We start from the raw sequence: 17459 nt of genomic DNA, 5'->3' as shown, positions 1-17459 counted from the left end.
CGCGCCACACTGCCCCCGTACACTCGAGGGCATGCCCCGCCCGTCCGCCTTCGCGATCGCGGCGCGCACGCTCCTGGTTCCCTACGGGATCGCACTGGCACTGATCGTGTGGTTGCCCGCCGCCGCCGCATCCCGGGTGACCGGCATCGTCTTCCGCCTCGCGCGCTTCGTCTCCGAGCGCCTGGACATCTCGCTGTCGGCGACGTACACCGTGTTCGAGTTCGGCGCCAACATCGCTCTGTTCATCCCGTTCGGCCTCCTCGTGGCCGCCGGCTGGCCGCGGACGAACGCCTGGTGGGTCATCCTCCTCGGATTCTCGGCGAGCGCGGCGATCGAACTCGTGCAGACGATGATCCCCGGCCGCGTCACGACCCTGTCGGATGTGGTCGCCAACACGCTCGGAATGATCGTCGGATGCTGCGTGGTGCGGATGCTCGCCCCTCGGCGGCGCAGCCCCGTGCCGGTGGCCTGAGCCGCCGGCACGTCGACCGTCTCGAACGCTGGCGACGCGCGGATAGAATCGGATACATGCTGAAGAAGCCGCGAGCGACGTCGTCGCCCGCGCTCCGGTACTTCGGCGACAGCCGCTCCCGTTCGATCTGGCAGTGGCAGCTCATGATCGGGATCACGGTCCTTGCGATCGGCCTCGGCGTCGCCCTCCTGACCCCTGCGCGGTTCGGGGACTGGCGCTTCAGCGTCGGCGTCTTCGCCATCCTCGCGCTCACGATCATCGCCCTGGCAGTCCCGTGGCATCGGTTCGGCAACGGCGGCGTGTTCGTCCTGCCATTACTGGACACTCTCGCGATCGCACTCATCGCACTCGGCGACACGGCCGCCGCGACGTTCCTGTGGGTGTTCCCCGTCGCCTGGGTGGCCTCCTATTACTCCGTGGGCATACTGGTCGGCCTGATGTCGCTGATCGCGATCCTGCGGATCACCAACCTCTTCCTTCTCGGACTCACCGTCGAGACGACGATCAACATGGTGATCCTGCTGATCACTCTGAGCTTCGTCGGCGTCAGCACGTCGGTCGGCGCCGAGCGGAACCGCTCATCGCGTCGCCTGCTGCGCGGGCAGTCCGACCGTCTCGCGCACGCGTTGCAGCGAGTCAACGAGCAGAAGGCCAGGACGCGGCGGTTGCTGGATTCGCTCGACATCGGAATCGCCCGTGTGGGCGCCGGTGGCGTGCTCGAGGTGTCCAACAGGGCATTCCACGCGATCTTCGACATCGAGCTCGGTGCGCACTCTCATCCCACCCGAGCCGTCGAGTACCGCACGCGTCGCGGCGAGCCGGTGCCGAACAATGAGACCTCGATCGCCCGCGCGTCACGCGGGGAGCTGTTCGCCGACGAGATCGTCTGGCTGTTCGGCATCGACGGACAGTGGCGGGCGATCAAGACGTCGACGAAGCAGATCGATCACGGCACAGTGACCGACGACGGGCTCCTGCTCATCGTCGAGGACGTCACCGCGTCGATCGATCCGCAGGCCGGCCAGGAGGCCACCCGCCGCAGCATCTCGCACGAGCTGCGCAACCCCCTCACCGCGATCCTCGGCCACATCGACCTGCTCCTCGAACGCGATGACCTCCTCCCCTCCGTGCGGGACCAGTTGGACGTCGTCGAGCATGCGGGCACACGCATGCAGACACTGATCGATCAAGCCCTCGCCACACCGGGCAAGCGTGAGGAGGCAGGAGTCGAGTTCGATCTCGCGGACGTCGCACGCGCGTCGGTAGAGGCGTTCTCGCCCGCGGCCGACACCGCCGGAGTGACCGTGGACGTGCGTCTCGATGAACCGCTGTGCGTGTGCGGTGACGCGTTCCGTCTCCGTCAGGTCGTCGACAACCTCGTGGGCAACGCCATCAAGTACGCCCAGCGCGGTGGCCGCGTCTCGGTACAGGGCCTGCGCCCGACCGATCACGAGGTCGGCCTGCGCATCTCCGACACGGGGATCGGGATCGCTGCGGAGGACCTCCCCCGGATCTTCGAGCGGGAGTTCCGCACCCAGGCCGCCCGTGACAGCGGAATTCCCGGCACAGGACTGGGGCTGCACATCTCTCACAACATCGTCATCGCTCAAGGTGGTCGGATGGAGGTGGTGAGCGAGCCCGGTCAGGGCACCGAGCTCACTGTCATCCTCCCCGCGCTGCAGCGAAACCCATCAGAAGAGCACGTCCCGTTCGAAGGAGAGCGCGCATGATCACCACCACCCTGATCATGCCGGTCATCGCCGTCTCGACAGCGGCGACCATCATCTTCATCGGGCTCGGGTTCCTCCCTCGCCCCTCGCGAGCGACGCTCTACTGGTCAGCCGCCTTCAGCATCGCCATGGTCGGCGCGTACGTGTGGCTGGCGCAGGACTTCGTCGCCCCCGTTCAGATGCGCGCTCTCGGTTCGGCTCTCACCATCGCTCCCATGCCACTGCTGTGGTCGGGACTCCGCTCCTACCGCGGTCTCGCGAGGGGATACGCCTGGATCTCGATCGCGTGGGCGGTCGTCGCGCCGACGACGTTGCTCGCGACGACGTACCTCGGCGGGTACGACGTCGCATTCCGCGTCGTGTTCTGCACTGCCGGGGTGTTCGCTGTGCTGATCTCCATCGACCTCGTGCAATTGGGACCGCGTCAGCGCGACGAGGCCCTGCCCCTCCTGGCCGTATCGGCGGGGTTCATCGTGCTCGCCGTCGTCACCGTGGTCAACGGCTTCTTCGCGATGCGCGGCGTCGTTCCGGAACCGGACAGCCTGGAGTTCCTCCGATCCCTCAACCTCATCGGGATGACTGTCTATGTCATCTGCGCGCTCGTCACCACGCTTCTTCTCACCTATACCGGCGAGGATGCCCCTCGGGCGTCGCGCCGTTCCTTCGAGGAGACGGCACGTGGACGCCTCGACCGGGCGCGGGCGCAGGGCGATCAGTCCTGGTCGCTGCTCGACATCCGCCTCGACGACCCGGACGACATCCGCCTCGCCTCCAGCACCGCGGCCTACAACACCGTCACGCACAAGTTCGCCCGCGACCTCGACAGTGTGCTTCCCGCGGATGTCGACATCGAACGGATCAGGCCGGACTGCTTCCTCGTCCTCGTGCCGCGCGCACAGGGCAGCGTGCGGGAGCTGGCCACGGAACTGCTCGAGCGGATCTCCGCCCCGGGGAGCAGCGATGCGTTCCCCATCCGCGTGTCGGCGAGCATCGGCTGGGCCCCCGTGACCGCTGTCGGCTACGACTTCGACGTTCTGGCCGCGAGCGCTTCGGAGGCAGCGGAGCGAGCCCATGACCGCGGCGGCGACCGGTGGGAGCGCGTCCGTGACGAGGCGGAATAGGCGTCGACGGGTCTGGGTCGTCCTCCTCGGCGTCGCTGCCGTCGCGGTCATCGTCGGAGTCGTCTTCGCCGTCTCGGCCGCACAGCGCTGGTTCCACACCGTGACCGCTCAGCCCCCGGGGATCGGGACGACGCTGCTCGCTCCCGCGCAGTCCAAGGCGCAGCAGGCGCTGGACGGCGGACGAGTGGATGCCGCCTCGGAGGAGGCCACCCGGTTCCTCGCCGCACAGCCGACGGCGTACTGGCTCACGCCAGAGCAGAACCCGCCCGGTACGGCAGGGGGCACCGTGTCCGACCTCCTCGCGCAGGCCCGCAGTCAGGACGCGGTCCTGTCCATCGTCGTGTACGGCCTGCCGGAGCGGGACTGCGGCAATCACTCCGCCGGCGGCCTCTCCCCCGACGCGTACCGCAGCTGGCTCTCGGAGATCGGCGGAGCGCTGAAGACCGCACCCGACATGGACAAGGTCGTCATCCTCGAGCCAGACAGCCTGGCCCTCGCCGGCGAATGCGGCAACCTCGACGAACGCGTCGTCCAGCTGCGCGAGGCCGTGCACGCGCTGGAGGGGCCGGGGACGTGGATCTACCTCGACGGCGGCCACAGCGGATGGCTCTCCCCGGCGGAGATGGCATCGCTCATCTCCGCTGTGAGTGTGGACGACAGCATCCGGGGGTTCGCGACGAACGTCTCCAACTACCGGTCGACGGCCGACGAATTCGACTACGCCCATGCCGTCTCGGAGCGCCTCGGCGGGCTCCACGCGGTCATCGACACGTCCCGCAACGGCAGGGCGAACGCCGGCGAGGAGTGGTGCAACCCACCAGGTCAACGCGTCGGCGACCCCGGCGGAACCTACGGCGACGACGTCGTCGACACCAACCTGTGGATCAAGCCGCCCGGCGAGAGCGACGGGCCGTGCCACGGCGGGCCAGCGGCCGGCGTCTGGTGGCCGGAAGCCGCCGTCAACCTGACAGACGGCCTCAGGGAGTGACTATAGACTTTCGTCTAGTACGCGCCGTGCGTGCTGGCCAAAAGTCTATGTATGCGCACTCTTGTGATTGCGTCAGGCCCACCATACGATCGGCTGTGCGGGATCATGCCTCTCGCCGAACACGCAGGGAAAGAAACCGTCGCGAATGCACGATGCTCAACCGCTGAAGACTGCGGTCATCGTCGAAGACGATCCTGATGTGCGCCACCTCCTCGCCGGGGTGCTCGAATCCGCAGGGTTCTCGACGGTCTCCGTGGGCAACGGCATCGACGGCGTCCGCGCGGTCCTGCAGTATCAGCCACTGATCACGACGCTCGATGTGAACATGCCCGGAATTGACGGGTTCGAGGCCGCACGCCGCATCCGCGCGCAGAGCGATACGTACATCATCATGCTCACCGCGCTGGACGAGGAAGCCGACGTCGTGCTCGGTCTCAGCGCCGGCGCTGACGAGTACCTGAACAAGCCGTTCCGCCCCCGCGAGCTGCGCGCCCGCATCGACGCGCTGCTGCGGCGCCCGCGCACTGCTGCGGCGGCGGCCCCTGTGCGCCGGCAGGAGCAGTCCGGCCCGTCCTTCCCCGGTGCGGCGACAGTGACGCCATCCGCCCCTGCGCCGGCTGATAACCAGACCTTCGTCGTCTCGCCGTCGACTCCACCGTCCGACAGCGCGTCGCGCATGACGTCGGACGTGATCATGCCGACCCAGGTCGTCCTCCCCCCGGAGGGCGGCGTCGTCGCCCAGCGCACGGACGGCACCTGGCTCACCCACCGCGACCTGCGGCTGAACCCCGAGACGCGCATCGTCCTGCTCGGCGATCACGAGGTGGACCTCACCCGCACCGAGTTCGATCTGCTCTCCGCGCTGATGGAGTCCAAGCGCCGCGTGCGCAGCAAGGCCGATCTCACCCTGGTGCTGCGCGGCGAGTCGTACGTGACGAGCTACTTCGTCGGCGAGGCCGACAAGCGCGCGATCGAGGCGCACATGACGAACCTGCGTCGCAAGCTCGGTGATTCGGCGGCACAGCCGCGGTACATCGAGACGGTTCGCGGAGTCGGCTACCGCCTGACGTCCGAACTCACCGCCTGATCCCTCCACGCGGACGCGGATGAGACACCATGCGTTCGGTGAGACACCACGCCGTACGTGATGTCTCGCGCTGCGCGTGATGTTTCACGCATCTATAACGATCGCCCCGCTCGTCTTCCGTCGTCCCCTGGCGTCGGGCGAGCGGGGCGACTCTGGCGTCCCCAGCCGTTCTGTGAAGTTGTTGTCAGACCTTGAATCCCTGGTGCCGGCGCAGCAGCTTGAAGAGCATGAGCACGGTCTGCACCACGGTGACCACGCCGACGACCGGCCAGCCGATCCAGAGGATCGCGGACTGGGTGATCGGCGGAAGCAGCGCCCAGGCGACGCCGAGGGCGACGATGACGATGACGAGGAGGATCAGCGGCATCCAGTGCCCGCCGCCGCTGCCACTTTCGGCCTTGGCCTGCATGGCCCAGTTGTCGACCTTCTTGCGCGAGAGGAACCGGAACCAGGAGCGGAGGAAGTGGCTGAGCCTGATCCACATGAACACCTCGGCCGGGACGACGAGCGCCGCGAAGAGGATGTCGCTGCGTTGACGGTCCTGCATGGACATCGCGATGCGGAGGTTCAGCAGGACGGCAGCGGCCGACGGCACGAGCCACCACGGCGAGAAGACGAACGCGTTGATCGAGAGGGATCCGGCCAGCAGCGTGATGAAGGCGATGCGAACGAAGAGGTTGGTGAGCATGCTCAAGTTCTCGAACCAGCGCAGTCGCAGGTTCGGGTGGAACGGCTGCCCCTTCGTGTCGCCGCGTTGGCCCGGCCACATGAGCTCGATGGCGCCGTACGTCCACTTGACCTGCTGGGCGTCGTAGGCGCGCAGCGTGGTCATGCCGCCGACGTCGGCCCGCGCGTAGGGGCTGATCTTCGTCAGGTACCCGGCGCTCTTGATCTGCAGCGACAGGAGGGAGTCCTCGACCTCGCTGTCCTTCACCCAGGGGGTGCGCTGGTGGTTGGCCTTCATCACGTCGCGCAGGGCGTTGGTGGAGAAGATCGAGAACTGTCCGCCGAGGACGGCCATGTTGCGTCCGCGGAGCAGGTTCTGCAGGTTGAAGGCGGCGAATTGCGTGCGCTGACCAGCGATGAGGAACTTCGCGATCGTGCCCTTGATGGGGGCGGTGTCGATCGAGTAGATCGCGCTGATGCCGCCGATGCGGGAGTCGGAGATCGCCTCGGTCTCGAGCATCTCCACCGCGCGGGGGTCGCCGATGGTGTCGCCGTCGACGCCGAGCAGGTAGTCGTAGCCCTCGACGAGCGAGTAGCCGTAGTTGAGCGCGCCGACCTTCTTGTCGGGGTTCTTGCCGATGTCGTGGACGAACACCTCGGTGAACTGCTCGCCGAGCTCGGTGACGATCTCGTGCGGGCCGGCGAACTCGGATGCCACGCGTACGGTGCCGTCGGTGGTGTTGTTGACGACGATGTGGATGACATCGGGCACACGCGTCTGCGCCAGCAGGGAGCGGATGACGCCGGCGATCGACGCCTCCTCGTTGTACGCCGGAATGACGCAGCCGATGGTGGAGCGGTGCCCGGAGGTGCTCTCCAGCACCGCGGCGAAGTCATCGGCGAAACCGGGGACGTGTTCGATCTCCGTGCGCGAGACGCCGAAGTCGGCGTGCGGAACGGCGATCTCGTACCTGCCGGTGGATGGCGTGGTCATGCGTGTCCTTGTCCTGAGGCGGTGCGCTCGGTGTGCGCTCCGACACCTCGATCCTCGCCGACCCACTTCGAGGCGAGCGCAGGAGAACCTGCAGTGTGCCGCAAGATCGGCGAAAGGATCACTCGGTGGGTGCGTGGATCGCGATCGGCAGCGTCTGGTACACCGTCTGCTGCTCGAAGGACGCGTCGTCGTCGGCGTTGCGCTCGACGGCCACGTTGATCGCGAACTGCAGCGTGATGCCGTAGGTGTCGTCCGGAACCTGGTGGATCGTGGTCTGCGGGACGAGCAGGCCACCCTGGTAGCTGTTCAGCAGCAGACCGCGGTCGGAACGGAGCGTGTCGGTGGGGACGAGCGTGCGCGGGTCGGCGGTGTACTGGAACGGGCTCGAGGTCTGCATCGAGGTCTGCGAGGTCTGCGACGTGATGGCGATCTGCGAGATGTAGACCCGGCGTTTCTCGGTGAGCACGGCCTTCTCGTCGACGCGGTGGTCGTAGACGTTGACGGCGAAGCCGAAGGTCTTCTCGCCGGCGGGGGTCCACTCCATGGTGCGCTTGGGCTCGTACGCCCAGACGTCCAGCCGCACCTCGAGGTCGTCGGCGACGTCGGTGGAGAGCGAGACGGATCCGTCGCGGGTGAACTGCGAGTCGAACTCCGGGCCCTCCTCTGCCTCATCCGTGGTCTGCGCGGGGACGACGGGAGTGACGTCCTGGGTGCGCTGCATGCCGTTGAACGCGTCGACGACCTGGGCGCAGCCGGTGGTGGCGAGCACCGCGGCGACGGTCGCGATGGCGATGGAGGCGCGCAGAGCACCGGGGAGGCGTCGGGGAGTCATGAGGACCGGCTTCTGAAGATGCGGGATGATGAGCACCGGTCACGTTACCCGCGCATTCTCGCGGTTTTCGGCGTTATGCCGTGGGCTTGCGCTGATCTTGCGCTGATCTTGCGCTGCCGTCGATCACTCCGCGTCGGCGGGCTGCGCGATCGCGACGGTGAGAGTGTCCGTCGCCGTCTGCTTTGCGTATTCGCTGGAGGTCGGCGTCGTCTGCACGAGGAAGTCGTAGGTGAACTGGATCGTCACGTGCGTCGCCGCGGGGTCGACCGGCCCGACGTTGAAGGTCTGCGAATAGCTGTACGGCGAGAGCACGAGGTAGCCGGGGGCGACGCTGGCGGCATCGACCTGCGCCTCGAGCGGAGCGAAGGTCTCCGTCGCGTTCGCGGGGACGGCGAGCATCGACGCCTTCTGCAGGTATACCTTCTGCCCGTCGTCAGGGGTGACGGTGGTGACCAGCGAGATGCTCACCGGCTTGACGGCATCCGCCGTCCACCGATCCATCGAGAGCGTCGACCAGTAGTCGACCTGGGCGGTGACGGCTCCTGCGGTGAGCTCGCGCTCTGTCGCACCCCCGGAGAGGTCGTTGGGAGCGGGCGGCGCGACAGTGGGCGACGGCGACTTCGACGCCTCGGGTCCGTCACTCCAGGGAGCGGGGCCGCAGCCGACGATGGCGATGGATGCGGCGACCGCCGCGGTGGCCGCGATGGCACGCCGAACGAGTGTCGTACGCATGATCCCCTCTCGGAGCCGCGGGGCGACTCAGTGCCATCTTATGGGAGCGGATCCGGTGGACTGCTCGGGGCTTCCGGCCTCTTATTGTGGAGACATGAGCTCCTCCCTGCCCTCCGGTATGACCCGACGCGAACTGCGCGAGCGGGCAGAGGCATTGCGGGCGCGCGCGGGCGACGAACCGGTGAGGATCCTCACGGTGTGCACGGGGAACATCTGCCGCTCCCCCATGGCCGAGGCGCTGCTGCGGGCCGAGTTGGAGGGCACGCCGGTGCGCGTGCACAGTGCGGGTACCAGGGCGCTCATCGACAAGCCCATGACGGCCGACGCGCAGGACCTCGCCGTGCAGTACGGCGCATCGGAGGACGTCGTCGCGGCGCATCGCGCCCGCTGGCTTCTCGAGCCGATCGCCGAGGATGCCGACCTCGTGCTCACCATGGCCCGCGAGCACCGCACCGGCGCGGTCGAGCTCGCTCCTCGGCTGCTGCGGCAGACGTTCACGATCCGCGAGTTCGCACGGCTCTCCGGTGACCTGAGCGATGGTGCGATCGCGGCCGCAGCGGACGCCGCCGGCACCGCGCCGCGTGCTCGCCTGGCCGCCGTCACTGCACTCGTCACGCAGCAGCGTGGCGCGGTGCCTCCGGTACCGCCGCAGGACGACGATGTCATCGACCCGTACCGGCGCTCACGCGAGACGTACGAGGAGTCGGCGGCGCAGCTCGTGCCCGCTGTCCGCGAGGTCGCACGGGTGCTGCGCGCGACCCTGGCGTGACCACGGGCCGGCGGTTTCGCATCCGGCGCGGTGCGAGCCGGAACGGACGGCGCCGTTCTACCGTGGGGCTATGACAGCCGAGTCGCCCTCCCCCGCCGCCCGCAGGACCGGGGTGCCGCTGCTCGTCGTCATGGCGCTGCTCGTCGTCGCTCCGATGATCGCGCTGAGCGCCTCTCCTCTGCATGCCAACGGCAGCCTCTGGTACCTGGGGATGCTCCCCGCCCTCATGGGCCTGTTCACCCACCGGCGCCTCGCCCTCGCCGCATCCGTCCTCACCCCGTCGCTGATGGGCATCGCTCTCCTGTTGCGCGACATCCCCCTCCTCGGTGCGATCTTCATGGCGGCGGTCGCCGTCGGAACGGGACTCGCGGCAGCGAGGGGGTGGCACCTCATGGCCGCTTTCGCCGGTCCGCTGGTGGCGTACGCGCTGATCGGGAACCTCTTCGTCACGCTGCCGAGCGGCACCGTCGCCGCTGACGCCTCGATCGTCTCCGGTCTCACGGCGATGGCGTACGTCGCCGGCGGCGGACTGTGGACGTCACTGGTTGGGGCGTTCGTCGTCCGCACCGTGGGGGTGAAGCCGCCGCGCGCGGTTGCCGGCCACACCGCGCGGCACTTCGCCGCCGCTCTCGGCATCCTCATCGGCATCACGGCGTTCATCTGCATGCAGTGGCTTGACCCGGCATCCTGGTGGATCATCCTCACGTTCTTCGTCGTCGTCCAGCCGTACTACGCCGACTCCACACGGCGGGTGCTGGAGCGGGTGGGCGGCACACTGGCCGGCGCACTCATCGCCGTGATCATCGTCGGGCTGCTGCACGGGTTCCCCACGGTGATCACCGTGATCGCGTTCGTCCTCACCATCGGCGCCGCGTACGCCAACCTCAAGCTGCCCTACTGGGTCTTCGCGATGCTCCTCACGCCCGCCGTCGTCCTGCAGACCTCGGGGAGCACGCGCGACCTGCTGTTCTCCGTCGGCGAGCGCACCCTCTACACGCTCATCGGCGCGGCGGCGGCGGTCGCCGTGATGTGGGCGGGGCACCGGTACCTCAGCCGGCGGGCCGCGCGGAGCACGGGCGCCGTCGCGGACTCCCGCTGACGGCGGACAGCAGAGACGCCCGACCCCATTGCTGAGGGGTGCGCCGGGATCGAGCGCCCAGCACTCGCATCGTATGGCGTGCGCACCCGCGGCGGTACGGGGGCGATCCCCCTCGTTCCGCCGCGGGTGACGGGGGCGGAACCCCGGGTCAGGATGCCGCGTGCACCGTCAGCTCCGCCGAGACCGGCAACTCGTCCGCGCTCGGGCCGGCCGCGAGCACATAGGTCCCCGGCTGGACGCGCAACGCTCCCTCGTGCAGCCAGTCCTGTGGCGCCTCGTCCACCCGGAGCGCGTCGTCCCAGACCGCGAGCCGCGCCACGTCGAACGACAGGGCGACGTCTCGGCGCTCGCCGGGTTCGAGCCGCACCCGCCGGTAGGCGACGAGCAGTCGGCGCGGAGCGGGAAGGGGCAGCGTCGACGGCGCGAGGGCGTACACCTGCACGAGTTCCTCGGCCGGGCGGTCGCCGTCGTTGGCGACGGTGACGGCAACCTGCACGTCACCCGGCTCTCCGAGGGCGGCGTGCCGGTGGGTGGGTTCCGGCGCAGAGACGGCCGCGGTCGCGGTGATCGACGCGTACGCCACCGACGAGTAGGTCAGGCCGTGTCCGAACGCGAACGCGTAGGGGTCCGGCTGGTGACGGTAGGTCGCCTGCTGGCGCAGCGTGTCGTAGTCGAACAGGTCGCCGGCCTGCGCGGGGTCAGCGGGCCAGGACTGCGCGAGGCGCCCCGTGGGTTCGCGGTCTCCACTGAGGACGTCCGCGATGCCGTTGCCGAGTTCCTGTCCGCCGTGGCTCGACCAGACGACCGACGCCGCGGCATCCGCCTCGCCAAGCACATACGGGTAACTGGACACGATTGTCAGCAGAGTGTTCGTGTTCGCCTGCTGCGCCGTGCGCCAGATGCCGACGAACGCCTCGGGAAGGAAGAGGTGCGGCCGGTCGGCGGTCTCGCGCCCTGCGAGGTGCGGATCGTTGCCGACCGCGACGACGACGACGTCGGCGGATGCCGCGGCCGCCGCCACCGCGTCGCTCCCCGAGCGCACGGTCTCGACGTCGAAGCGCGCCGCGTCGTCGAGGGTGACGCCCTCGGCGAGAAGGAGGCCGACGTCGCGCGAGACGCGCACCCAGCGTCCGGAGCCGAGGTGCAGCAGCGACCAGGTGCCGTCGGCGTGCTCGTGCCTGCAGAAGCTCTCCTGCACGACCCAGCCGCCGACCCGCTCGGCGTCGGCCTTCATCGGCCACGCGCCACCGGTGAGCAGTCGGCCGCTGGCGTGCGATCGGAGGGTGAGCAGACCGTCACCCCAGTCGGTGACGTCGAACAGCGCCTCCTCCCCCGATGACGCTGCGCCGATCGCCGCGACCTCTGCGCCGTCGGCCGAGGCGACGACATCGTGCCCGTCCGCCGCCCGGAGCCTGATCGTGTCGGCGCCGGTCTCCACCGTCACCGCAGCGTCGGGGTATCGCGCCCGCAGGCCGGAGGCGATGCCGACCGCGTACGGCGGCGTGCCGGAGTACCAGTCGGTGAGCACGGCGTCCGCGAGCGGACCGACCACGGCGATGCGCTGCGGCTCGGCGAGCGGGAGGAGTCCGGCATCGTTGCGGAGCACGACGACCGATCGTCCTGCCGCTTCACGGGCGAGGGCGCGTGCGTCCGGCGCATCGATGGCGTCGGCGCCGATCCCCGCGTGAGGGTCGTCGGCGTCGAACTCGCCGGTGCGGATGCGCATCTCGAGGATGCGTGCCGCCGCCCGATCGATGTCCTCGCGGCTGAGCAGCCCCTGCTCGAGCGCGGCGGTGAGGTGGGCGATCGTGGGGCCGGCGTCGGCGTCGTTGTCGGTGAAGGAGTCCATGCCGCTGCGGACGAGGGCGGCCGCGGCGTGCACGCCGTCGGGCTGCGCGCCCTGGATCGTGACCATGAACGTCGGCGCACCGGCATCCGACACGATCGCGAGCGACCCGTCGGTCCAGCTGCGGGCCTCGGCGACGAGTTCCGGCTGGGTGTGCGCGGGGGTGCCGTTGACCCGGTTGTAGGCGAGCATCATGGACCCGGCGGTCTGCTGCTCGATCGCCGGGCGGAACGCGGGGAGCTCCTCCTCGTGGAGCGTGCGGAGCGACATCTCGCTCGAGGTCGCCGACCGGTCCGTCTCGTTGCTGTAGGCGAGGAAGTGCTTGAGCGCCGGTACCGTCTTCCACACCCGCTCGTGCCGTCCGCGGAGGCCCTGGGCGTACGCGCATCCGAGCTGACCGGTGAGGTGCGGGTCCTCGGAGTAGCCCTCCTCGTTGCGGCCCCACTGCGGGTGGCGCAGGGTGTTGACCACCGGCGCCCAGGCATTGAGGCTCACGAGCGGGTTCTCGGCGCGCTTGGCTCGCAGCTCGGTCGCCGCCACCTCGCCGATCGCCTCGACGAGCTCGGGATCCCAGGTCGCCGCCATGCCGACCGGCTGCGGGAACACCGTGGCGGTGCCGAGCCAGGCGACACCGTGCAGCGCTTCGGCGCCGGTGCGGGACTCCGCGACCCCCAACCGCTCGATCGCCGGCATCGCCTGGTGCAGCATGGCGAGCCGCTCGTCCGGCGTCAGTTGCGTGAGAAGGTCCGCGGCGCGCTCGCGCACGGACAGGTCGGTGCGTCGGAAGTTCATCGGGTGCCCTCCAGCGTGATCGAGATCTCGCCCGCTCCGTCGGCGGATGCGACGGCGTCGCCGACCTGCACAGACCAGGATGCCGTGGCATCCGTGCTCGACGCCGTCACGGTGTCACCGGCGCGCCGGACACGGAACGACGTCGAGCCGCCGGAGAGCCCTGGGACCACCGTCACCTCGTCGTACCCGTCGGGGAGCGCGAAGCAGCGGAGCGTCACGCCGTCGGCCCACTCGTAGTCGGGGCGCGCATCGTCCGCACCCCACGGGAGCACGGTGCCGGGGCGCACGCGCAGCGGGACGGAGAGGTAGTCGTGCGTCTCGTCGACCCAGCGGCTGCCCTGAGCGACCGAGCCGTCCAGCAGCGAGGTCCACTCCCCCTCGGGCAGGTAGTACGACACATCGCCCTCGGCGGTGAACACCGGCGCGACGAGGAGGGAGTCGCCGAGCATGTACTGCGTGTCGGCGTCGTGACCGGAGCGGTCCTCGGGGAACTCGAGCACCATGGCACGCATCATCGGGATACCGTCGGCATGGGCCTCTTCGGCGACCTGTGCGAGGTACGGCATGAGCCGCATCTTCAGGTTCGTGAAGGCGCGGGTGACCTCGACGGCCTCGTCGTCGAAGATCCACGGCACCCGGAAGCTGCTGGAGCCGTGCAGCCGAGAGTGCGAGGAGAGCAGGCCGAAGGCGAGCCAGCGCTTGAAGAGTCCGGCATCCGGCATCCCCTCAAATCCGCCGATGTCGTGGCTCCAGTATCCGAAGCCGCTCATCGCCAGCGACAGGCCGCCGCGCAGGGACTCGGCCATCGACGAGAACGTCGAGTCGGAGTCGCCGCCCCAGTGCACGGGGAACTGCTGTCCACCGGCGGTCGCCGAGCGGGCGAACAGCACGGCCTCTCCGGTTCCGCGCTGCTTCTCGAGGGCGCGGAAGACGACCTCGTTGTAGAGCTGCGGGTAGTAGTTGTGCATGCGGGCGGGGTCGGAGCCGTCGAACCACTCCACACCCTCGTGCGGGATCCGCTCGCCGAAGTCGGTCTTGAACGTGTCGACGCCCTGCTGCATGAGGCGCTCGAGGTGGCCGACGTACCAGGCGGCGGCGTCGGGGTTCGTGAAGTCGACGATGCCCATGCCCGCCTGCCACAGGTCCCACTGCCAGATGCTGCCGTCGGTGCGGCGGAGCAGGTAGCCGTTGGCTGCGGCTTCGGCGAACAGTGCAGAGCGCTGGGCGATGTACGGGTTGATCCAGGCCGAGACCTTGAGGCCGCGCTCGTGCAGCCGCGCGAGCTGCCCCTCGGGGTCGGGGAAGGTCCGCGGGTCCCATTCGAAGTCGGTCCACTGGTACTCGCGCATCCAGAAGCAGTCGAAGTGGAAGACGCTCAGCGGGAGGCCCCGCTCCTCGAACCCGTCGATGAACTCGTTGACGGTCGCCTCGTCGTACTCGGCGGTGAACGAGGTGGTGAGCCACAGGCCGAACGACCATGCCGGCACGCGTGCCGGGCGGCCGGTGAGTGCCGTGTACCGGCTGAGCACGGCCTTGGGCGTGCCGCCGCCGATGAGGTAGTAGTCGAGCGTCTCGCCCTCGACCGAGAACTGCACGCGGGAGTTGACCTCGCTGCCGACCTCGAAGGACACCGCCCCCGGGTCGTCGACGAGCACGCCGTAGCCGCGGGCCGAGAGGTAGAACGGCACGGACTTGTAAGCCTGTTCGCTGGATGTGCCGCCGTCGGCGTTCCAGCTCTCGATGACCTGACCGTTCTTCGCGAAGGCGCCGAAGCGCTCGCCGAATCCGTAGACCCGCTCGCCGGGGGCGAGGGCGAGCTGCTGGTGCACCCAGGTGCGCGGGGCGGCGTGGTCGCGCGACGCCGTCTCGGTGTAGTGGGCGATCGATCGGGGCTCGGAGCGGGTGAGCACCCGGCCGTCCTCTTCGAAGGTGACGTTCCAGCCGTCGCCGCGGGCCACGCGGACGGTGAGGTCACCGGTGCGCAGCACGCCCTCGGTGTCGCTGACGGAGACCGACGGGGTGAAGCCGTCCTCGGCGGTGATCGCGAAGTCCGGTCCGCGGTGCACGGCGCCGGCGTGCCGCTGCACGCGCACCTTGACGACGCCCGGTGCCGGCGACGAGTAGGTCACCGTGATCATGGGGCGGTTCAGCGTGTCGCCGCGGTGGCGGATGTGGGTCGTCGGAGCGTAGACGGTGAGGGTCCCCGCCGTCTCGTCGATGCGGATGTCGTCGACCTCGACCGCGAACAGCGGGGTGAGCCCCGGTCGGGTCAGCCAGTAGCCATCGGTGAACTTCACCTGTCGTGCCTTTCGCTCAGTGCTCGGACATCACCCGGCGCGATGCCGACGACGTCTTCGGTCTCTTCTCCGGTGAGCAGGTCGATCAGACCCGGTCTCACCGGCACATCGATGGGGTGGTGCGTGTGGTTCAGGAGGAACAGCACGTCGCCGCGCCGGACGGCTTCGAGGCCGTCGGGGAGGACCTCGACTCCGGGGATGGGGCCGGTGACGTGCGCGGCGGCCAGGGCGCCGGCGAGGACGGCATCGAGCGTGCCGTCCGATACGACGGTGCCGAGGTACCACGTGCCGGTGCTCCGGACGATGGCGGGGATGCCGTCGAGTTCGCCGCCGTCGTGGGTCGCGATGACCTCTCCGCCTTCGACGCGCAGGCGCTCGGCGAGGATGCTCGCCGTCGGTTGCGGGTCGTCGGCCGCTGCGAGGTCGCCCGCCAGGCGAAGGGAGCCGGGGAGGATGCCGGACCACTCCTCGCCGCTGGCGCCGATGAGGGTGCGCAGCTGCACGGGCGATCGTCCCTGCAGGATGCCCGCGTTGTCATCGGCGACACCGCTGAATGGGCCGACGACGACCTGTGCTCCTCGTTCGACGGCCGCGGCGAGCGCGGCGGCGGCCGCATCGCTGAGGATGTACGCGTGCGGCACGAGGATGACCCGGTAGCCGTCGAGGTCGGCGTCGGGGTGCAGGACGTCGACGGGGATGCCGCGGCGCCACAGCGACCGGTACCAGCGGTTCATCTGCTCCATGGTCGACAGCCGGTGCGTGGGGCGGGCCGGCTCCTCCCCCGCCCACCAGCTCGACCAGTCGAACAGCATCGCGACGTCGGTGCGCACGGTGCTGCCCGCGACGGCGGCGAGGCGGCGGAGGTCGGCCCCCTGGCGGCAGGCACCGCGGAACACGTCGCTGTCGGCACCGGCGTGCGGGAGCATCGACGAGTGGAAGCGCTCGGCGCCCGAGCGCGCCTGGCGCCACTGGAAGAAGCAGATCGCGTCTGCTCCTCGCGCGACGGCCTGCAGCGAGTCGCGTCGCGCGCGCCGCGGCGACTTCGGCAGGTTGTGCTCGCGCCACGAGACCGCGCTGATGGACTGCTCCATGAGCATCCAGCTGCGTCCTCGGCCGAGTGAGCGCATGAGGTCCTGCACGAGGGCGATGTCGCTGGGCGCGTGCGGATCGGCGGGGTCGGGGTACTGGTCGTCGGAGATGACGTCGACGTCGCCCGCCCACGAGTGGTAGTCGACGTGTGCGAAGAAGCCCATGAAGTTCGTCGTGATGGGCTGCTGCGCTCCCGCGGCGCGGATCGCATCGCGCAGCTCGCGGTAGCAGGCGCGCAGCTGGTCGGAGCTGTACCGGCGGAAGTCGAGCGACTGCGCGGGGTTGACGAGGTACGGCATGCGGCGCGGCGGCAGGATCTCGTCGAACGAGTCGTACCGCTGCGACCAGAACGCGGTGTTCCAGGCGGCGTTGAGCGTGTCGATGTCGCCGTGGCGCTCGCGCAGCCAGTGGCGGAACTCGCGGGCGGCCTCGTCGCCGTGGTCGATCTGCCCGTATTCGTTGCCGACGTGCCACATCCGGACGGCCGGGTGGCCGGCGTAGCGCGCGGCGAGGTCACGGGTGATGGCGAGTGCATGCTCACGGTAGACGCGGGATGCCGGGGAGAACTGGTTGCGGGATCCGGCGATCAGCCGCACGCCGTCGGCGTCGACGGGCAGCACCTCTGGATGCTGGAGGCCCAGCCATGGCGGCGGCGAGGCGACGGGCGTGGCGAGGTCGACGGCGATGCCGTTGTCGTGGAGGAGTTCGAGGATCTCGTCGAGCCAGCCCCACTCCCTGGCGCCGGGGCGGGGTTCGATCATCGCCCAGCTGAACACGCCGACGGTGACGAAGTTCACCCCGGCCTCGCGCATGAGCCGCACGTCCTCGAGCCAGGTCTCGCGCGGCCACTGCTCGGGGTTGTAGTCACCACCGAAGGCCAGCCCGCGCTCGCTGATGAGCGCGTCGAAGGCGGCTCGCGCCGTGGTCGTCGATGACATTTTCAGA

Annotated in this window: 13 protein-coding genes; 7 read left to right on the top strand and 6 right to left on the bottom strand. The window is 69.5% G+C overall.

Features of this window, described 5'->3' with window-relative positions; all coding sequences use genetic code 11:
- Positions 1-31 precede the first annotated feature (31 nt).
- From HD600_RS09695 to HD600_RS09675, 5 genes are all read left to right on the top strand, one after another.
- The gene (locus HD600_RS09695) at positions 32-472 is read left to right on the top strand and encodes a VanZ family protein (protein WP_184283306.1); all 441 of its coding nucleotides are present in this window, start codon (positions 32-34) and stop codon (positions 470-472) included.
- 56 nt (positions 473-528) lie between these two features.
- Complete coding sequence (locus HD600_RS09690; protein WP_184283304.1) at positions 529-2202, top strand: sensor histidine kinase; 1674 nt, start codon at positions 529-531, stop codon at positions 2200-2202.
- Positions 2199-3323, top strand: coding sequence for a GGDEF domain-containing protein (locus tag HD600_RS09685; protein ID WP_144795920.1), 1125 nt, complete (start codon positions 2199-2201; stop codon positions 3321-3323). Before HD600_RS09690 ends, HD600_RS09685 begins: the two co-directional genes overlap by 4 nt.
- Positions 3307-4311: a glycoside hydrolase family 6 protein gene (locus HD600_RS09680; protein WP_338402210.1), complete on the top strand. Its 1005-nt coding sequence runs from the start codon at positions 3307-3309 to the stop codon at positions 4309-4311. Before HD600_RS09685 ends, HD600_RS09680 begins: the two co-directional genes overlap by 17 nt.
- A gap of 145 nt (positions 4312-4456) precedes the next feature.
- Positions 4457-5398 (top strand): response regulator transcription factor, encoded by a 942-nt coding sequence (locus HD600_RS09675; RefSeq protein ID WP_184283300.1) that lies wholly within the window; start codon positions 4457-4459, stop codon positions 5396-5398.
- A gap of 184 nt (positions 5399-5582) precedes the next feature.
- On the opposite strand, the gene HD600_RS09670 is transcribed toward HD600_RS09675, so the two are convergent.
- From HD600_RS09670 to HD600_RS09660, 3 genes are all read right to left on the bottom strand, one after another.
- A complete protein-coding gene (locus HD600_RS09670) occupies positions 5583-7058 on the bottom strand; it encodes a glycosyltransferase family 2 protein (protein WP_184283298.1) in 1476 nt (491 codons plus the stop codon).
- Positions 7059-7176: 118 nt separating this feature from the next.
- Positions 7177-7890: a fructose 1,6-bisphosphatase gene (locus HD600_RS09665; protein ID WP_184283296.1), complete on the bottom strand. Its 714-nt coding sequence runs from the start codon at positions 7888-7890 to the stop codon at positions 7177-7179.
- 123 nt (positions 7891-8013) lie between these two features.
- Complete coding sequence (locus tag HD600_RS09660) at positions 8014-8622, bottom strand: hypothetical protein (RefSeq protein WP_184283294.1); 609 nt, start codon at positions 8620-8622, stop codon at positions 8014-8016.
- A gap of 94 nt (positions 8623-8716) precedes the next feature.
- Between HD600_RS09660 and HD600_RS09655 the strand changes: the two genes are divergently transcribed.
- Positions 8717-9391 (top strand): arsenate reductase/protein-tyrosine-phosphatase family protein, encoded by a 675-nt coding sequence (locus HD600_RS09655; RefSeq protein ID WP_241731656.1) that lies wholly within the window; start codon positions 8717-8719, stop codon positions 9389-9391.
- 70 nt (positions 9392-9461) lie between these two features.
- Positions 9462-10490, top strand: coding sequence for an FUSC family protein (locus tag HD600_RS09650; RefSeq protein ID WP_184283292.1), 1029 nt, complete (start codon positions 9462-9464; stop codon positions 10488-10490).
- Between the two features lie 148 nt (positions 10491-10638).
- On the opposite strand, the gene HD600_RS09645 is transcribed toward HD600_RS09650, so the two are convergent.
- The 3 genes from HD600_RS09645 to HD600_RS09635 are packed head-to-tail and all read right to left on the bottom strand — an operon-like array spanning position 10639 to position 17452.
- A complete protein-coding gene (locus tag HD600_RS09645; protein WP_184283290.1) occupies positions 10639-13128 on the bottom strand; it encodes a glycoside hydrolase family 3 C-terminal domain-containing protein in 2490 nt (829 codons plus the stop codon).
- Entirely contained in the window at positions 13125-15425 is a 2301-nt protein-coding gene (gene yicI, locus HD600_RS09640) for an alpha-xylosidase (RefSeq protein WP_184283288.1), read from the bottom strand. The genes HD600_RS09645 and yicI overlap by 4 nt, the downstream gene beginning before the upstream one ends.
- Positions 15422-17452 (bottom strand): beta-galactosidase, encoded by a 2031-nt coding sequence (locus tag HD600_RS09635; RefSeq protein WP_184283286.1) that lies wholly within the window; start codon positions 17450-17452, stop codon positions 15422-15424. The genes yicI and HD600_RS09635 overlap by 4 nt, the downstream gene beginning before the upstream one ends.
- Positions 17453-17459: the final 7 nt, after the last annotated feature.

Source organism: Microbacterium ginsengiterrae (assembly GCF_014205075.1).
GTDB lineage: Bacteria > Actinomycetota > Actinomycetes > Actinomycetales > Microbacteriaceae > Microbacterium > Microbacterium ginsengiterrae.
This window is presented reverse-complemented; position numbering and strand designations above follow the sequence as displayed.